Consider the following 16,658-nt stretch of genomic DNA (forward strand, 5'->3'; position numbering starts at 1 on the left):
ATTGTGCCGCCCGGCCGTCCGGGCGGCACACTGCATAAGACGTACGTACGAACAAAGCTCACGGAACAGGTGACTCATGGCCGCGAACAACCGCCGCATGTCCGGCAAGAAGGGCGCGCAGGTCGGCAGTGGCGGCCAGCGGCGCCGGGGTCTGGAGGGCAAGGGCCCGACCCCGCCCGCCGAGATGCGCAAGGGGCACGCCAAGCAGCGCGCCGCCGCCGCGAAGGTCCGCCGCTCGCAGGGCCGCCCGCAAGCGCGCCGGGGCGGCGGCAGGTCGGCGTCCGAGCTGGTCGTCGGCCGTAACCCGGTGGTCGAGGCGCTGCGCGAGGGCGTCCCCGCGACGACCCTGTACGTGCAGCAGTTCATCGACAACGACGAGCGCGTCCGCGAGGCTCTCCAACTCGCCGCCGAGCGCGGTGGCATCAACCTCATGGAGGCCCCGCGCCCCGAGCTGGACCGCATGACCAACGGCCTGAACCACCAGGGCCTGGTCCTCCAGGTCCCGCCGTACGAGTACGCGCACCCCGAGGACCTGCTGGACGCCGCCGCCGACGAGGGCGCCGACCCGCTGGTCGTCGCGCTCGACGGGGTCACCGACCCGCGCAATCTCGGCGCGGTCGTCCGCTCGGTCTCCGCGTTCGGCGGCCACGGCGTGGTCGTGCCCGAGCGCCGCTCGGCCGGTATGACCGCCGGTGCCTGGAAGACCTCCGCCGGTGCCGCCGCCCGCACGCCGGTGGCCCGCGCCACCAACCTCACCCGTGTCCTGGAGCAGTACAAGAAGGCGGGCGTCACGATCGTCGGTCTGGCCGCGGACGGCGAGGCCGAGCTCGGCGAGCTGGAGGCCCTGTCCGGCCCGGTCGTGATCGTGGTCGGCAGCGAGGGCAAGGGCCTGTCCCGGCTCGTCGGCGAGACCTGCGACTTCCGGGTGCGCATCCCGATGCCGGGCGGCACCGAGTCCCTCAACGCCGGTGTGGCCGCGGGCATCGTGCTCTACGAGGCCGCCCGCAGGCGGAGCTGAGCCGTCGCGACGACGCGCCGACGGGGCTGAACACCCGTCCGGAACTTCACCCTTACGCGGGAATTCCGGCGTCCATATGGCGTTCGACGCTGCTTTGACGGGGCCCGGACACATCCGGCCGGTCAAAGCAGTGTCCTAACTCCACGTCACTCGGTTAGATGAGTGTGGACACCAGAACACCCCGCACACCCACGGGGGACCGCTCGTCGGGATTCGACGACGCTCCCGCGCTGAGCATGGTGAAGGTGCCGAGCGACCCGGCGCAGATCATCGTCAACCACGCCAGCTTCCGCGTGCAGCTGGGCGCGGCGGCCGGTCGCACCCGGTCCGCCCGGATCGCCCGCCATCTCAGCGCCGCCCCGGACACCGCCCGGATGCCCGTCGCGGCCTCGGCGGCCCGTCCCGGCGCCGGCCGTCGCCGTCCCGTCGTGTGGAGCGGCCGCTCCGCACCGGACGACACCGGCGCCCACCGGCTCCTCCAGGCCGTGCGGGGCAGCATCGTCCGGCACGCCGAGGAGTCCGACACCGGCGCCACCCGCGTCATCCCGCGCGTCGGCACCACCGGCTACGACGAGACGTACGACGCGCTGGAGCAGACCGTCGAGACCCCCGTCGTCGGCCACCAGCGCACCTCCGCCGACGACGACGGGGGCACCCGCCTCCTGCCGCACATGCGCACCGGGTCGTACGACCAACCGCCGTACCCGCAGCCGGACTTCGGGCGCCAGGACGCGTACGGGGGCTATGACGACGACCCCACGGAATCGTTCCCGCCGTACCCCGCGGACCACGACGGCGACCTCGACGACGATCTCGACGCCCCCCGCCGCGCCAAGCGGCACGGGGACGACCCGGCCCGGCACGCGTACTACCCCGGCCGCCGGATGAACCTCGGCGTGGTGCTGCTCCCGCTGCGCATCTTCCTGGGCTTCATCTCGATCTACGCCGGCATGGGCAAGCTGTGCGACCCCGTCTACTTCGACGGCGGCAAGCGCGGCTCCATGGTCACCTGGCTCGACACCCTGCACCCCTGGGAAGTCGCCGAGCCGCTGCGCCAGTTCGCGCTGCACCACCCGGTCGGCTCCGGGCTGGTGATCGCCTTCCTCCAGGTCGTCGTGGGCGTGCTGACGATCCTCGGCTGCTGGCAGCGGGTGGCCGCGGTGGTCGGCGTGCTGCTGTCGGCCGCGCTGATCGTCACGGTGAGCTGGAAGACGGTCCCGGCGTACGACGCCCCGGACATCATCTACCTGGCGGCCTGGTCCCCGCTGATCATCGCCGGCGCCCCCGTCTACTCGGTGGACGGCCGGCTCGCGGGCAGCGCCTGGCGGCGGCTCGGTCCCCGCTCCGACATCTGGGAGCTGCGCCGCTACGTACTGCGCCGCGGCGCCCTGATCACCGCGCTGACCGTCGGCGTCACCCTGCTGGTGGGCTCGCTGCTCGGCGGCGCGGTCCGCGACTCCAGCCGCGTGGTCGTGCCCGGCCCCGGCGAGGCCCCACGCAACAACGTCCCCGGCTCCCCGCTTCCCGGTGAGCCCAGCACCCGGCACAAGAGCAACCCGTCGGCGTCCACCGCCCCCTCGGGCGGCGCCACGGCCGGCGCGAGCCCCTCCGGCTCCGCCACGCCTCCGGGCGCGAGCCACACGGCGGGCGGTACGGCCACCACCCCGAGCGCGACCCAGGGCACCACGGGCCGGCTCCCGTCCCGCCAGTCCGCCCCCACGGGCGGCGCCCCCAGCACCACGGCGGGCCCGACCGGCGGCTCCGGTGGCTCCACCACCTCCGGTGGCTCCGCTCCGGGCGGCGCCGCCACGTCGAGCGGCGGCTCCTCCACGGGCCAACCGGGCGTGCTGGGGGGCCTGTTGGGCTGACGGACGGCGACGGAAAGAGGGCCCGGTACCTTCGCGGTACCGGGCCCCTCCTTTGCGTGGGCTACCGGCCCAGGCCCGCCAACTCCTTGGCCGCTTCGGTCAGATCCTTCGCCGTGTCGATGGCCCGCCAGTACGCGCCCTGCGGCAGCGGGAAGCCCGCGAGCTTCCGGTCGCGGGCGAGCCCCGGAAACGTGGTGCGCTCATGGTCACCGCGCTCGGGCAGCAGAGTGGTGAACTCCGGCGAGAAGACGTACACACCGGCGTTGATCTCGAACGTGGACGGCGGGGCCTCGATGAAGTCGGTGATGTGCCCGAAGCCGTCGGTCCGCACCGCGCCCCAGGGGATCCGCGGCCGGGCCAGCGCCAGCGTCGCCACGGCGTCCCGCTCGGTGTGGAAGTCGGCCATGTCCCGCAGGGAGAAACGGGTCCAGATGTCGCCGTTGGTGGCGTACCAGGACCGGTCCGGGTGGGGGAGGTGCGCGGCGGCGAACCGGAGGCCGCCGCCGCGGCCGAGGGGCTCGGTCTCCACGACGGTGCGCACGGAGACCGGCAGGGGGGTCGAGTCCAGCCAGTCCTGGAGGACCTCGGCGAGGTGGCCGCAGGAGACCACCACGTCCGTCACACCTTCCTCGGCGAGCCAGGCGAGCTGATGGCCGATGATCGGGGTGCCGGTGCCGGGGATCTCGACCATCGGCTTGGGCCGGTCGTCGGTGTACGGACGCAGCCGTGAGCCCTGGCCACCGGCCAGGATCACGGCTTGAGTGGGGCGCGACGCGGCGTTCGGATGGGTCATGAACCGCACTGTACGTGGCGCCCCGTGCCCGGTTCAGCCGCGTGCGGCCAGCACCCCGGTCGCGAAGGAGGTGTCGCACACCGGGCGCGCGTACGACTGGGCGCGCGAGGCGCCGTAGATGCGCACCGCGGCCCGGCCGAGCGAGCGGGCGATGGAGGTGCAGTGCCGGGCCAGCGAGGGATGGCCGTTGACGGCTTCCTGGAGGTGGGTGAGGACCACGCCCGGATTCTTCTCGTGCAGCTCGCCCAGCAGGCGGTCGCGCAGCACGTCCTCCGGGGCGTGGGCGGCGGCCTTCGGGGCGGTCTGCGCGGTGGTGATGTCCGAGGCGGTGAGCACCGAGCCGGCGGGGCTTCCGGTCCAGTTGACCCGGGTGACCGCGAGGGTTCCCGAGAGCACCAGGACGACGGGCAGGACGAGGGCGAGGGAGCGGCCGACCCGGCGGGCAGGGCCCCGGTGGCTGCGTCGCGTCTGAGTGGTGATGGAGTGCTTCACGCGTGTGAGGGTAGCGGCCGGTGATGAGGCGAGGACGTTCCGTCACTCTTACGGGGGATGAGAAAGGACGGTTTTCTGGGTAACGGGTTGACGCCAGGTTCCGTAACGATCATGCGAAGAGGGCCCCGCGGAGTACCGCGGGGCCCTCTGCCGGGAGGGTGCCGGGGAGGGCTCAGTCGGACAGCCGCTCGCCGGTGGACGTGGAGAACACGTGGGTCTCGCCGGGGCGCGGGACGACGTGCAGGGTGGCGCCCTTCTCCGGCACCTGGCGGCCGTTCACGCGCACGACCAGGTCCTTCAGGTCGCCGTCGATGTCGGCGCTGCCGTACACGTAGCCGTCGGCGCCCAGCTCCTCGACGACGTTCACCGAGACGGCGAGGCCGGCCGGGGCGTCGGCGGCGTCCTTGGTGAGGGAGGCCGCCGCGCCGCCGCCGTGCTCCACGACATCGAAGTGCTCGGGGCGCACGCCCACGGTCACCGTGCGGTCACCCTTGTCGGTGGCGGCCTTGAGGGCCTCGCGGTTGACGGGCACCACGCTGTTGCCGAACTTCACGCCGCCGTCGGTGATCGGGACCTCGACCAGGTTCATGGCGGGGGAGCCGATGAAGCCGGCGACGAAGAGGTTGGCGGGCTTGTCGTACATGTTGCGCGGGGTGTCGATCTGCTGGAGCAGACCGTCCTTGAGGACCGCCACGCGGTCGCCCATCGTCATGGCCTCGACCTGGTCGTGGGTGACGTAGACGGTGGTGATGCCGAGCCGGCGCTGGAGCGAGGCGATCTGGGTGCGGGTGGAGACGCGGAGCTTGGCGTCCAGGTTGGACAGCGGCTCGTCCATGAGGAAGACCTGGGGCTCGCGCACGATCGCGCGGCCCATCGCGACACGCTGGCGCTGACCGCCGGACAGGGCCTTCGGCTTGCGGTCGAGGTACTCGGTGAGGTCGAGGATCTTCGCGGCCTCCTCGACCTTCTGCCGGATCTCCGCCTTGTTGACGCCGGCGATCTTGAGCGCGAAGCCCATGTTGTCGGCGACGGTCATGTGCGGGTAGAGCGCGTAGTTCTGGAACACCATGGCGATGTCCCGGTCCTTGGGCGGCAGGTGGGTGACGTCGCGGTCGCCGATGCGGATGGCGCCGGCGTTGACGTCCTCCAGACCCGCGAGCATCCGCAGCGAGGTGGACTTGCCGCAGCCGGACGGGCCGACCAGGACGAGGAACTCGCCGTCCTCGATCGCGATGTCGAGCTTGTCGACGGCGGGCTTGGTGGAGCCCGGATAGATCCGGGTCGCCTGGTCGAACGTGACAGTGGCCATGGTGAATGGGCCCCCTTCTACCGGCAGGAACGTGCCGGACGATCCGTTGTAGGAAGGTGGTTGCGCGGTCCACGCGAGTGAACCGCTTCGAGACCGTACCCGGCGGCCACGCGGTCTGTCAGTACACGGGCGCCGGTGAACTTCGCGGAAATTTTCGACGGGCCCGCGAGGTGACGTGGGTACACTGCACAGGCACGCCCGCGCAGCACGCGCGGCACGCCTCCTTAGCTCAGCTGGTCAGAGCGCCGCTCTTGTAAAGCGAAGGTCGTCGGTTCGAATCCGACAGGGGGCTCTTGGATTGAACAGCGCGAACGCCCCGGCCGATGATCGGTCCGGGGCGTTCGACATCCACGGGTGACATCAACGCGGGCGGTCACTCCCGCTCGACACGCCGCCTGAGCAGGCGATCCATGTGGCTGATGGCCTCGCGCTGCGTGTCCGAGGCCACGTGCGTGTACACGTCCATGGTGATGCTGATCTGGCTGTGCCCCAGGATCTCCATCCCGCCGCCGGCCTCCGGCGCATCTTCAGATGTGCGCGGCGATGGCTTCGACCATTGGGGGCCGGGAGGCCGAGGCGGGCGCGGAGGGTCGGGGTGTCGATGGGGGCACCGGTGCGGGCGTGATGCTCGGCGGCGACCTTGTGGGCGTGTTCGACCAGGGCGGATGGGACCGGTACAGGTGGGGTCTGTGTCGGTGCCTCGATGGCCGGTTGGGCAGGCGGTTCGGGCGCGGTTTCGGGCTCGTCCTCCTGGTCCTCCTCGCCCTCGATGACTTCGGTGTCGGGGTCTGTCTCGGGCGCGGTGTGGGCGAGGAGGGTTCCGCCGAGGAAGGCGACGGCGGGCCAGCCCGCGACGAGGATGCGCAGCCAGGCCGGGGCATTGCCGAGGTCGAAGAGGCCGGCGTTGGCGCCGAGGGAGGCGGCGAGTGGGGTGACGAACCAACACCAGGCCGCCGCTTTGGTCGTACCGGAGCGCAGTCGACGCCAGGCGGCGACCAGCAGCAGATCGACGGAGACGGGGTAGGCCCAGGTTTTCCACCCGTCCTGTCCGGCCGCCATGGCGAGGTCGTGGAGGTGGGCGAAGGACAGCGCGGCGGCGATGAGCGCTTGGACGAGTACCGCGTCGACGCGGGCCAGGCGGGCGCGCATGATGCGGCTCCTTCCGGAGTCGGGCGGGGAAGGTCAGTCGGTGACCGGGGGGCAGGACGACGGGTGCCGCGGACTCGACCGGGCGTATGGGTACGTCCGGCCGGAAGGGCTTCAGCGCGGCCAGGTCGGGCACCAGGTACGCCGATTCCTGGCAGGTCTCGGCGGCGTCGCCGAGGGAGAGGTACGGCGTGCGGATGCGGGACCAGTCGCCGGAGGTGTCGCCCGCCACGGCCAGGCCGGGGCGTTCGGGGGCGATGGGGCAGGCCGCATGCACCGCTTCGGGTGCGATGTCGCCGAGCGCCATCTTGGTGGAGGCTTCGTCATTGACGCGGTGGCACACTCTTGCGAACCCTTTGATCGGGATCGCGGGATCACCTCGCCATACAACTCGCGCACTCGCCTATACGAGAAGGGGTGTTGGGGTGCACGAGTTCCAAGCCGCCAGACCTGGAGCGCCCCGCACTCACCGCTTGAGTCGGGCTCGGTCTCCGTGGATGCGGACCACGAAGTCCCTCGTTGGCTCCCTGTCCCCATTCGGGATAAGGACGAGGTCTGCTTGGCTGATGCGCGCCTCTGCGGCCGACGCGGCCTCCAGGTCATGCGCCAACCAGGCATCCCGCGAGGCCGCGAACAGTGGGCAGATCGCCGGCCATCCGGGGCCAGGCTCGAATCGACAGTCCGTCCAGAACATGTCGGACTGATCCAACCGCAGCGTGCCCACGAGCTGGTTTCCTTGCGTGAGCCACCAGCTCTCCACTGCTACCGACCTCCCTCCGCCACCCATGGGATCAGGTCGCCGGGAGCTGGTAGGACAGGACGTAGGCGTCCGCCGCCATGACCGTGTCGCAGACCTCGACGGCCCGTCCCTCGGTGTCGAAGGCGGTCCGGACGAGGTGGATGACGGGGACGCCGGGGGCGAGCCGGAGGGTCTTGACTTCGGTCGGGGTGGGCATCCGTGCGCGGATCTCCTCGTCGAAGTGGTCGAGGTGGTGGCCGAGTTCTTCGAGGCGGGCGTAGATGCCGCCGGGGCCGGGGTTGGGTTCGGCGATGGGGGTTCCGCGGGCGATGTCGAGCGGGAGGTAGGAGGTGGCGAACTCGACCGGCTTCCCGTCGAGCAGGTACCGGCGCCGCCGTGCGAGAACCCGCCGCACGGCCCCGAGACGTGTGGAGATCTCCTGGTCGGCCTTCTCTTCCTTGACTTCCAGGCTGTCCACGGTGGCGTGGCTGCCGGCGGCATCGGCTTCCACGATGAACGCCGCCTTGCCCTGCTCCCGGTGGCGCCGGGCGAAGCGGTCGGAGGCGAGCCGCCGTACGGGCGGTCGTGGCCGTACGAAGACGCCCCTGCCGTGTTCGGCGTGGACCAGCCCTTCACCCTGGAGGATGGAGAAGGAGTTGCGGACCGTCATCCGCGAGACGCCGAAGTGCTCGACAAGCTCGGCTTCGGAGGGCAGTTTCTCCCCCTCGCGGAACCGCCCGCGGTCGATGGCTTCGCGCAGGTGGTCGGCGATCTGCCTGAAGACCGCGCGGTCGCTCGTGGGGTCGAGATCGCCGAGCAGGCCCGAGGGGAGGGGACTCACATGTACTCCTTTAGATATCTAGACGAGTGGGTGAGCTGCGTTGCTACGGTGTGAGCCTAGCCAGCCGAGAGGGCCGAGGAACGTGAGTACAGAACGCCCGCACTCCGTGAGCGTCGCCGGGGTCGTCGTGGACGACCAGGGCCGGGCCCTCCTGATCCAGCGCCGGGACAACGGCCACTGGGAACCGCCGGGCGGTGTCCTCGAACGCGAAGAGACCATCCCGGAAGCCCTCCAGCGCGAAGTCCTCGAAGAGACCGGCATCAAGATCGCACTTCCGGCGACCCTGACCGGCGTCTACAAGAACATGAAGGGCCTGATCGTCTCCCTGGTCTTCCGCTGCCAGGCCGCCGACGGCACGCCCACCACCGGCGTGGAGACCCGCGCACTGCGCTGGGCCACCCGTGAAGAGGTCACCGAGCTCGCCGACGAGGCGTACGCGATCCGCGTCCTTGACGCACTCGACGCGACGACCCCGCCGGCCGTCCGCGCCCACGACGGCGTGAAACTCGTCTAGCCCGAACCCGCTGCACATGGCGACCAGCACGAAGGAACTCGTATGCACGAGTATATGAGCACGGCCAGGGTCTGGGGACTGAGTTGCCCAGGAATCCCGGAAGAAGTGAACCGAGCCCGCCGCTGGACCCGCGACATCCTCCGTGGTTCCCCTTTGGCGGACGACGCCGCACTCATCGTGAGCGAGCTGAGCACCAACGCGATCCGCCACACCGCGAGCGGCTTGGACTCCGGCATCTTCCACCTGGCCCTCGCGGTCTCCGCTCAGGTCATCGCGGTCTCGGTCACGGACGACGGCGGCACGGACACGGCCCCGAAGATCGAGCACCAGGACTACGACGCGGAACACGGCCGGGGCCTGGACATGGTCAGCACCATCGCTCACCGGGTGGTCGTCCACGGCGGCGACCAGGGCTACACAGTCACCGCGGAGCTGTACGCGGACCCTCGATGGGGAGGACGCTCGTGCTGAAACGAGGCTTCTGGTGTGAGTGCTGGACCGAAGACCTGGCCGAGCGGCAGCCGCCGGCACTGCTGGCATCGTTCGACGCCTACTCGGCACCACAGGCCGACCGTTGGGTAGCGGTCGCACTCCGCACGATCTCACCCGCGCTGGACGCGGACGCCTCGGACGAAGCATGGGAGTGGCTGTACGAGGGCCGCATCGAGACCCGACGAGCCCTGCTGCGCGCCGAGCCGTGCACGGTGTCAGTGACCCACGCCAAGACCCGGATCACGTGGACGATCCGACCAGCGCTCTTCCTTCCTCTCGCCCACCGCCAGGGCGCCGAACTTCCGGCGTGCGCGAACGAGTTCAAGCCCCACTCGACAGAGTGAGTTACAACTTTCTCTACGGGTTCAAGGCCCGCGCACGGCGCGGGCGCGCGCCGCCTCTGCGGCGCGGCCTGCCTCCTGTCTTCGCCCCGGCTGGCCGCGCCAGGCGGCGCGCTCGGCGGCTGCGGGCATGGCGTGGGAAGAAACCCTGTGGCTGGGGCGGTCGGCTCCACGGCTTTAGACGTCGTTCTCTTTCCGAACCTCATGTGCGGTTTCCGCTGGTCCAGCATGAGATGGCGACTGGCGCGGAAGCCTCGGTCCGTTGCTGACCGAGATGTCGTGGGGGTGGCGGATGGCGTCGATGCGGGCGGTGTTGGAAGCGCGGCAGAAGGCCGCGATGGTGCGGGTGGAGGATCTCGAAGCCGAGCTGGAGCGAGTGCGGGCGGCTCTGGCAGAGGCCGAAGAGGTGCTCAGGCGCCGGGTGATCGGCCTGGAGCAGTATCTGGAGGCGCTGGCCGAGGAGGATGCGCCCGCCGTGGCCGTCGTGTCGCAGCGGAAGCCGGTGGGTCCGCGCCGGGCGGTGCCGCACCGCCAGGACGCGGCCGACATCGAGGTGCTGTCGGTGGACTACCAGGCTTTGATGGCCGCCGCCTTGGAGGCGGGAGCCGATGGGCTGGGTGCCCGGCGGGCCGCGGTGGTGCTGGGCTGGGACAGCGCCTCCGCCTCTCGTATCGAAGGAGCGCGGGCCCGGCTGAAACGGCTGGTGGAACGGGGCTGGCTGATCGAGGAGAAATCGGGCAGGTTCATGCTGCCCGCGCCGGAGCAGGACGCTGTCGGCACTGGGCGGCCAGGCGGCGGCTCATGAGCATGGTCATCGACCACAGGACGACGGTCTCGCTGGTGTCGGTGCGCCGTTCGTAGTCACGGACCAGGCGCCGGCTACGCAAAAGCCAGGCGAAGGACCTCTCGACGACCCAACGGCGGGGCAGGACCTCAAAGCCACTGGCATCGTCGCTGCGGCGGACGATGTCGAGGACGACTCCGAGGTGCTGGGTGGTCCAGTCGGTGAGGTGGCCGGTGTAACCGCCGTCGGCCCAGATGCGCGCCAGCCGCCGGAAGTGATTCTTTGCCGCGGGCAGCAGGATGCGAGCAGCGTCCCGGTCGGTCGTGGAGGCCGGCGTGACCAGCACGGCGAGCAGGAGCCCGAGGGTGTCGGTGAGCAGATGGCGCTTGCGCCCATTGATTTCCTTCCCGGCGTCGTATCCCCGCGAAGTGAGGGTGACGGTGGCGTCCGCCTTCACCGACTGCGAGTCCACGACCGCCGCACTCGGCTCCGGGCTGCGGCCCTCAGACAGGCGGACGGCCTCGCGCAGCCGGTCGTGCAGCTCGGTCACCAGTCCCGTGTCCCGCCAGCGGGCGAAGAAGGCATACACCCGTGGCCAGGGCGGGAAGTCGGACGGCATCGCCCGCCACTTGATGCCGTTATCGACGAGGTAGCGCACGGCGTCGATCATCTGCCGGTGGCAGTAGCTCTCCGGACGGCCGCCCCGGCCCGCCAGCCATCCCGGTACCGGGAGCAGGTCCCGCACCAGGGCCCACTCGGCATCGCTCATGTCCGAGCCGTACCGGGGGCGGCGCTCCGGCCGGTCGGCCGCGTTCCCGAACCTATGGGCGAGACAGTCACACCCAGGAGTGGACGGACTGGACCCGGCTACCGCGACCACGCGACACTTCGACAACAGGGCCTCTTGCTTCTCGCTGGACTCGACAACCGCGAGCTACCAAGAGGCCCTTCCTTCATGCCTCGACGTCACCCAACTCACCCGATCCAGGACCCCGTTCGAAGCAGACCGAGCACACGAACGGATAGAGAACGGCCAGTTAGGCAGCCGCTTTGGCGCGAGCCTCTAAGATCATGGCCCCAACGTCGTGCTTTACCGGGCAGGTCCACAGACTGCCCGACGCGCCGCAAGCTTACGGGGCCATGATCACTCGCCCCAAAGCAGCTCCAGCCCAAAGCCGCTCCGCCGACCTTGTCGATGAGTGGTCCTGGACTACAGGAAACCGCGCAAGAGATCCGATAGAGTACCTGTTCATCTAGACGCTCGGGGGTGGCAGTGAGCCAGGAAGAAGTTTTGTCGGCAGGCAATCTCAGAGATTGGTTTCCGGGGCACTATAACCCGTCTGCTGCCGAGCTAGAGAAAGCGCTTAAAGAGGCCACTGTCGTCTTAGATGCAAACGTCTTGCTTGATCTGTATCGCGTGATCCCCGATGTTCGAACGGAGCAGATTAACGCTTTCAGGGCGGCAGGGGAGCGACTCTGGATCCCTCATCGAGTGGGCCAAGAGTTCCATGAGCGACGATTTAATGCGATTCGCGACCAGGCGGCGCTTTACAAGAATTTTCTGGAAGAGTTTGACGCCATTAAGAAACAGGCGTTCGGGTCTCTGGAGCGTCTTAGGGAAGCATGCGGAGCGCCACAGGACAGGTTCTCTAACGCGGCAAATGAGCTCAGTAAATCAATTGCAAGCATCGTCAGAGATGTTATTGCGATGCGCGACTCTTCCGATATCACCATTGCAAGCGCACTGCGTGATGATCACATCCTGCGCGCCGTAGATGAAATGCTTGCAGGCAGGGTTGGACCCCCCTTGTCTGCAGACGAGTTGGATGCCGTAAGCAAACAGGCGGACATTAGGTTTGAAAAGAAGATTCCCCCAGGCTATTGTGACGCACATAAGGACAAGTCGCGAGCCATTGGCGACCTAGTCCTTTGGGAACAAATCATCAAAGAGGCCGGTCGCGGATCAAGGGCGATACTCTTCGTCACTCGTGACAACAAAGAAGACTGGGTTAGGAGAGATAGAGAGTACCGACTGGGGCCTAGGCCGGAGCTCGTGACCGAAATGAAAGATAGGGCAGGAGTGCCCTTCTATCTTCTGCGTCCCAGTGAATTCCTCGCGCTCGCTCAAGAGCACCTAGGGGCCGAGGTCAGTAAAGAGACCCTAGAGGCCGTCGCACTGAGCGCCCCCAGTAACTCAGTGTCGACCCCCAAAACACAAGGAATGCGCGTTTCAGTAGCTCGCGCGAGAACACTTGATGAGCTACTGGAAAGAATGCGTGAAGATGGCGACGAGTCCTCCGAGGCGTTTGAGCGCGCCAAAGAGCTAATTGTTAGGCGTGAGCAGGCTCGGCAATTGGTGGCGGATGCTGGACATCAGATTAGATTTTACAAGGCTCAACAGAAGAACCTGCGTGACTACCTGGCGGCTAAGCCCACCGCAGCTAATCAGGCCAAGAAGGAATTGACTGACGTAACAAAAACACTCGAAGGGGCTCGCGTGCATGCGAGAATCGTCCACGAAGAGCTACAACAGGTCGATTACGAGATAGACCAGTTCCGCAGAAGCCTGGAGAATGAAATTCAAGCGGCAGTCGATGGGGATTGGGATTCCTCGAGTTCTGATGAGGTGGATGCTTCATGAAGCGTACAGGGTTTCTGTGACTCGAAAGACAGCGTCCCTTTCAGCCTGTTGATGATCTGGGATGCCAGCATCGACGATGCCTTCGCCGAAAGACGGTGAGCGACAGGCCAGTCTGCAACGGCATATTGGGGCATTGGTACAGTATGGTCGGCAGCCTTGAGCCCACCGGGCCACAATGACCGATGAGTGTCTAACTGCGTGACAACGCGGACGGACAACGGTGGACGAGTGCGGACGCCTGTTGATAAGCAGTGCAAGTAACACGCGCCCGAAACAAGGCAGAAACCCTGTCCAAGTTGCTTCAGGACGAAGCAGTCACTCCGTTACGGGTGCTCCACGTGACCGGCGAAGCGCCTGCTTGTCCCGAGTGCAGCCAGCCCATGCAGTCCGGCGGACTTGCCGGACGCTGTGGCGGTGCACTTAACGGCATGTTTGGTTGGGTTGGGTCGACCGGCCGGGCGAGCCATTGGAGGTCTGCCCCGTCCCGGACCTGTTCTGTTGACATCCAACGTTGACATCAACGCCCACGAACAGTGGTGACGACCGGCGGACACTTACGGCACTCGTGCGCGTGGTGCGCTCCGACTCAGCCGAGGCGAGGTCGAACTTGTAAAGCGAAGGTCGTCGGTTCGAATCCGACAGGGGGCTCGTATGGCACAGGGCCGCCCGGTTGGGCGGCCCTGTGGGGTTGTGGGGGCAGGTCAGGGCCGGTGCAGGACGGTCTTCAGGGCCTCGCGGAGGGCGGCCTGGGGGTCGGGGGAGGCGCTTTCGGCGCGCCAGGCGACGAAGCCGTCCGGGCGGACGAGGACCGCGCCGTCGGTGCCGACGCCGTGCAGCTCGGCCCAGTCGTCGCCCTCGGTGTCGTACATCAGGTCGGCGTCGCCGCCGGGGCCGATCCGGTAGGCGTCGAGCCGTACCCCGTCCAGGGCGGCGACGCGCCGGGCGGCCTCGTACCAGCCCGCGTCGTCCGGGGCGTCGGTGAGCAGCACCATGGAGCGCTCGTACAGGTCGAGGGTGGACAGGCGGCGGGCGGCCTGGCGCAGCCACAGGTGGGGGGCGCGGGTGCCGGGGCGGCCGGTGAGGGAGAGGGCGTCCGGGACGACCGGCGCCTCGGGGTCGGTGCCGACGGCGGCGCCCTCGGGGTAGTGGTAGCCGAGGACGACGTTGAGGATGCCGCCGCGCTTGGCGCCGCCGACGCCGGGAGCCGGGGCGAAGCCGGGGTGGCTGTGCTCGACGGAGCGGGCGGAGGCGCGGGCGCTGGTGGCGACGGCGACCGGGCGGCGCTCGGCGCCGTAGCTGTCCAGGAGCGCGGGACCGGCCCAGCCGTCGAGGACGGCGGCGAGCTTCCAGGCGAGGTTGTGGGCGTCCTGGATGCCGGTGTTGGAGCCGAACGCGCCGGTCGGGGACATCTCGTGGGCGGAGTCGCCGGCGAGGAAGACCCGGCCCCGCGCGTAGGAGTCGGCGACCCGTTCGGCGGCGCGCCAGGACGCCATTCCGGTGATCCGCACATCGAGGTCGGGCACGCCGACCGCGGCGGCGATGTGCCGCTGGAGCCGCTCCTCGGTGAACTCCTCCAGCAGTTCGCCGTGTTCGGGGTGCCAGGGGGCGTGGAAGACCCAGCGCTCCTTGTTGTCGACGGGCAGCAGGGCGCCGTCGGCGTCCGGGTGGGTGAGGTAGCAGCAGATGAAGCGGCGCTCGCCCACCACGTCGGCCAGCCGGGTGGAGCGGAAGGTGACGCTGACGTTGGCGAACAGATCGCCGGGGCCGCTCTGGCCGATGCCGAGGGCGCGGCGGACGGGGCTGCGGGGGCCGTCGGCGGCGACGAGGTAGTCGGCCCGTACGGTGTAGCGCTCCTCGGTGGAGCGGTCGCGGACGACGGCGGTCACCCCGTCGGCGTCCTGCTCGAAGGACTCCATCTCGTGGTGGTAGCGCAGGTCGCCGCCGAGTTCGCGGGCGCTGTCCACCAGGACGGGTTCGAGGTCGTTCTGGCTGCACAGGCACCAGGAGGTGGGGCTGAACCTCCGCAGGCCGCCGCCGGGGTCGATCTCCTTGAACAGCCATTCGCCGGCGTCGCCGACGAGGGTGGGGGTCTGCAGGATGCCGTGGTTGTCGGCGAGCAGGGAGGCCGCCGCCTTGATGTCCGGCTCGATGCCGGCCACCCGGAAGAGTTCCATCGTGCGCACGTTGTTGCCGCGTCCGCGCGGGTGGTGCGAGGTCCCGGAGTGCCGTTCCACGAGCATGTGGCGCACGCCGAGGCGGCCGAGGAACAGGGACGTGGACAGGCCCACCAGAGAGCCGCCCACGATGAGGACGGGAACCCGGTGGTCGGCTGTGTGATGCATCGAGCCTCCAGAGGCAGGGGTGCGTACAAGGCGCCTGTGAGTCTCTTGCCCGGTATCACCGTTGTTGGGGCCATTTGCGCACGGGATCACCCACGTGGTTCCTACGAGTCGCGGGCTTACCGGCGTCGGCACAGGATCAAGAAGCGCTGACGTCGCGTCACGGCGGTGACCGGCGCACCCGAGATCCCCCGCCAAGGAGATGCCCGCACCATGACCACCACCTCTGAACGCCTGTCAGAAGTACCGGCGCGCGACGCGTCGAAGCGTGTCTCCCAGTCCGTGTTCGACGGCTCGCGGCTCCGGGTCGTCCTGCTGGTCGACGTCTTCGACGGCGCGCAGCAGCAGTTCCTGGAGGCGTACGAGCAGCTCTGCAACCAGGTTGCGTCGGTGCCCGGCCATGTCAGCGACCAACTCTGCCAGTCCATCGAGAATCCATCCCAATGGCTCATCACCAGCGAGTGGGAGAGCGCCCCGCCGTTCCTCACCTGGGTGAACAGCGAGGAGCACGTGCGGATGGTGGAGCCGCTGCACTCCTGCGTGCGCAACACCCGCTCGCTGCGCTTCCACATCGTCCGCGAGACCGGCCGCGCCTACGAGACCGACGCGCCCGCCCGCGGCCGGCTCCAGACGGAGGTGCGGATCGGCGACGGAGTGATCCGGCACGCGCTGACCTTCACCGTGAAGCCCGGCACCGAGGACAAGGTCGCCAAGCTGCTCGCCGACTACGCGGCGCCCGAGCCTCGGGTGGACGACTCCACGCGGCTGCTGCGCACCTCGCTGTTCATGCACGGCAACCGGGTGGTGCGCGCCATCGAGGTGCGCGGCGACCTGCTGGCCGCGCTGCGGCACGTGTCGCGCTCGCCCGAGGTGCGGGCCGTGGAGGAGGCCATCAACCCCTACCTGGAGCAGGACCGGGACCTGAACGACCAGGAGTCGGCCCGGCTGTTCTTCACCCGCGCGGCGCTGCCCGCCGTGCACCACGTGATGGCGGACGACCGGCCCGAGGGCACCCGGCGGGCCCTGTACTACCCGGCCAGGGCGGGCCGCGGGATGAAGCTCGCCGAGCTGCTCGCCAAGGCGGACTCGGCGGCCGCCGACGACCCGTCGAGCCAGGTGCTGCGCAGCACGGTCTTCGAGCGCGAGGACGTCGTGGTGCGGCTGGTGGACCTCGCCGCCGAGGGCGCGGACGTGGACCCGCTGCCCGGCGACGCCGCGCTGGCCGCCGAGGTGCGCGAGCTGCTGGCCGGCGAGGCCGCCCGGATGGAGCTGGTCACCGACCGCCGGTCGCCGGCCGTCTGAGCGGCCCCGTCCGCTCTCCGGGCCACACCCGGCGGCCCG

15 protein-coding genes, 2 tRNA genes and 2 pseudogenes are annotated in these 16,658 nt (G+C 69.3%); 10 read left to right on the top strand and 9 right to left on the bottom strand.

Annotation, left to right across the window (positions count from 1 at the left end):
• The first annotated feature begins 76 nt into the window (after positions 1–76).
• Positions 77–1,018: a 23S rRNA (guanosine(2251)-2'-O)-methyltransferase RlmB gene (gene rlmB, locus ACZ7EC_RS18670; protein WP_471063802.1), complete on the top strand. Its 942-nt coding sequence runs from the start codon at positions 77–79 to the stop codon at positions 1,016–1,018.
• A gap of 158 nt (positions 1,019–1,176) precedes the next feature.
• Complete coding sequence (locus ACZ7EC_RS18675; protein ID WP_471063804.1) at positions 1,177–2,886, top strand: DoxX family protein; 1,710 nt, start codon at positions 1,177–1,179, stop codon at positions 2,884–2,886.
• Positions 2,887–2,947: 61 nt separating this feature from the next.
• Here ACZ7EC_RS18675 and ACZ7EC_RS18680 read toward each other — a convergent pair whose 3' ends face one another.
• The 3 genes from ACZ7EC_RS18680 to ACZ7EC_RS18690 form a co-directional block, all read right to left on the bottom strand.
• Positions 2,948–3,679 carry a nucleotidyltransferase family protein gene (locus ACZ7EC_RS18680; protein WP_471063806.1) on the bottom strand — a complete coding sequence of 244 codons (732 nt, stop codon included), beginning with the start codon at positions 3,677–3,679 and terminating at the stop codon, positions 2,948–2,950.
• A 33-nt stretch (positions 3,680–3,712) separates the two neighbouring features.
• A complete protein-coding gene (locus ACZ7EC_RS18685; RefSeq protein WP_471063808.1) occupies positions 3,713–4,171 on the bottom strand; it encodes a hypothetical protein in 459 nt (152 codons plus the stop codon).
• 172 nt (positions 4,172–4,343) lie between these two features.
• Positions 4,344–5,480, bottom strand: coding sequence for an ABC transporter ATP-binding protein (locus ACZ7EC_RS18690; RefSeq protein WP_471063809.1), 1,137 nt, complete (start codon positions 5,478–5,480; stop codon positions 4,344–4,346).
• A gap of 218 nt (positions 5,481–5,698) precedes the next feature.
• Here ACZ7EC_RS18690 and ACZ7EC_RS18695 point away from each other — a divergent pair.
• Positions 5,699–5,772: transfer RNA gene (locus ACZ7EC_RS18695), tRNA-Thr, on the top strand.
• A gap of 81 nt (positions 5,773–5,853) precedes the next feature.
• Here the strand turns inward: ACZ7EC_RS18695 and ACZ7EC_RS18700 are convergent.
• The 4 genes and pseudogenes from ACZ7EC_RS18700 to ACZ7EC_RS18715 form a co-directional block, all read right to left on the bottom strand.
• Positions 5,854–5,982, bottom strand: a complete 129-nt coding sequence (locus ACZ7EC_RS18700; RefSeq protein WP_471063811.1) for an integrase — start codon at positions 5,980–5,982, stop codon at positions 5,854–5,856.
• Positions 5,983–6,007: 25 nt separating this feature from the next.
• Positions 6,008–6,629 (bottom strand): annotated as a pseudogene (locus ACZ7EC_RS18705) (DUF2637 domain-containing protein).
• Positions 6,630–6,662: 33 nt separating this feature from the next.
• A pseudogene (locus tag ACZ7EC_RS18710) lies at positions 6,663–6,972 on the bottom strand (FtsK/SpoIIIE domain-containing protein); the annotation flags it as partial.
• Between the two features lie 445 nt (positions 6,973–7,417).
• Complete coding sequence (locus tag ACZ7EC_RS18715) at positions 7,418–8,206, bottom strand: GntR family transcriptional regulator (protein WP_471063813.1); 789 nt, start codon at positions 8,204–8,206, stop codon at positions 7,418–7,420.
• Between the two features lie 106 nt (positions 8,207–8,312).
• On the opposite strand from ACZ7EC_RS18715, the gene ACZ7EC_RS18720 reads away from it, so the two are divergent.
• The 4 genes from ACZ7EC_RS18720 (at position 8,313) to ACZ7EC_RS18735 (ending at position 10,358) form a co-directional block, all read left to right on the top strand.
• Complete coding sequence (locus tag ACZ7EC_RS18720; protein WP_471064258.1) at positions 8,313–8,720, top strand: NUDIX hydrolase; 408 nt, start codon at positions 8,313–8,315, stop codon at positions 8,718–8,720.
• A gap of 42 nt (positions 8,721–8,762) precedes the next feature.
• Positions 8,763–9,191, top strand: a complete 429-nt coding sequence (locus ACZ7EC_RS18725) for an ATP-binding protein (protein ID WP_471063815.1) — start codon at positions 8,763–8,765, stop codon at positions 9,189–9,191.
• The gene (locus tag ACZ7EC_RS18730; RefSeq protein ID WP_471063816.1) at positions 9,185–9,556 is read left to right on the top strand and encodes a hypothetical protein; all 372 of its coding nucleotides are present in this window, start codon (positions 9,185–9,187) and stop codon (positions 9,554–9,556) included. The genes ACZ7EC_RS18725 and ACZ7EC_RS18730 overlap by 7 nt, the downstream gene beginning before the upstream one ends.
• A gap of 298 nt (positions 9,557–9,854) precedes the next feature.
• A complete protein-coding gene (locus tag ACZ7EC_RS18735; protein WP_471064260.1) occupies positions 9,855–10,358 on the top strand; it encodes a hypothetical protein in 504 nt (167 codons plus the stop codon).
• Here the strand turns inward: ACZ7EC_RS18735 and ACZ7EC_RS18740 are convergent.
• Positions 10,297–11,106: an IS5 family transposase gene (locus ACZ7EC_RS18740; protein ID WP_471063818.1), complete on the bottom strand. Its 810-nt coding sequence runs from the start codon at positions 11,104–11,106 to the stop codon at positions 10,297–10,299. The genes ACZ7EC_RS18735 and ACZ7EC_RS18740 overlap by 62 nt on opposite strands.
• A gap of 504 nt (positions 11,107–11,610) precedes the next feature.
• On the opposite strand from ACZ7EC_RS18740, the gene ACZ7EC_RS18745 reads away from it, so the two are divergent.
• On the top strand, positions 11,611–12,978 hold the full coding sequence (locus ACZ7EC_RS18745) for a PIN-like domain-containing protein (protein ID WP_471063820.1): 1,368 nt from the start codon (positions 11,611–11,613) through the stop codon (positions 12,976–12,978).
• Positions 12,979–13,567: 589 nt separating this feature from the next.
• Positions 13,568–13,626 (top strand) — tRNA-Ser (locus ACZ7EC_RS18750).
• A gap of 53 nt (positions 13,627–13,679) precedes the next feature.
• On the opposite strand, the gene ACZ7EC_RS18755 is transcribed toward ACZ7EC_RS18750, so the two are convergent.
• Complete coding sequence (locus tag ACZ7EC_RS18755; RefSeq protein ID WP_471063822.1) at positions 13,680–15,320, bottom strand: FAD-dependent oxidoreductase; 1,641 nt, start codon at positions 15,318–15,320, stop codon at positions 13,680–13,682.
• Positions 15,321–15,530: 210 nt separating this feature from the next.
• Between ACZ7EC_RS18755 and ACZ7EC_RS18760 the strand changes: the two genes are divergently transcribed.
• Positions 15,531–16,619, top strand: a complete 1,089-nt coding sequence (locus ACZ7EC_RS18760) for a SchA/CurD-like domain-containing protein (RefSeq protein ID WP_471063824.1) — start codon at positions 15,531–15,533, stop codon at positions 16,617–16,619.
• The last annotated feature ends 39 nt before the right edge of the window (positions 16,620–16,658 follow it).

This window comes from Streptomyces sp. NPDC037203 (assembly GCF_055605065.1).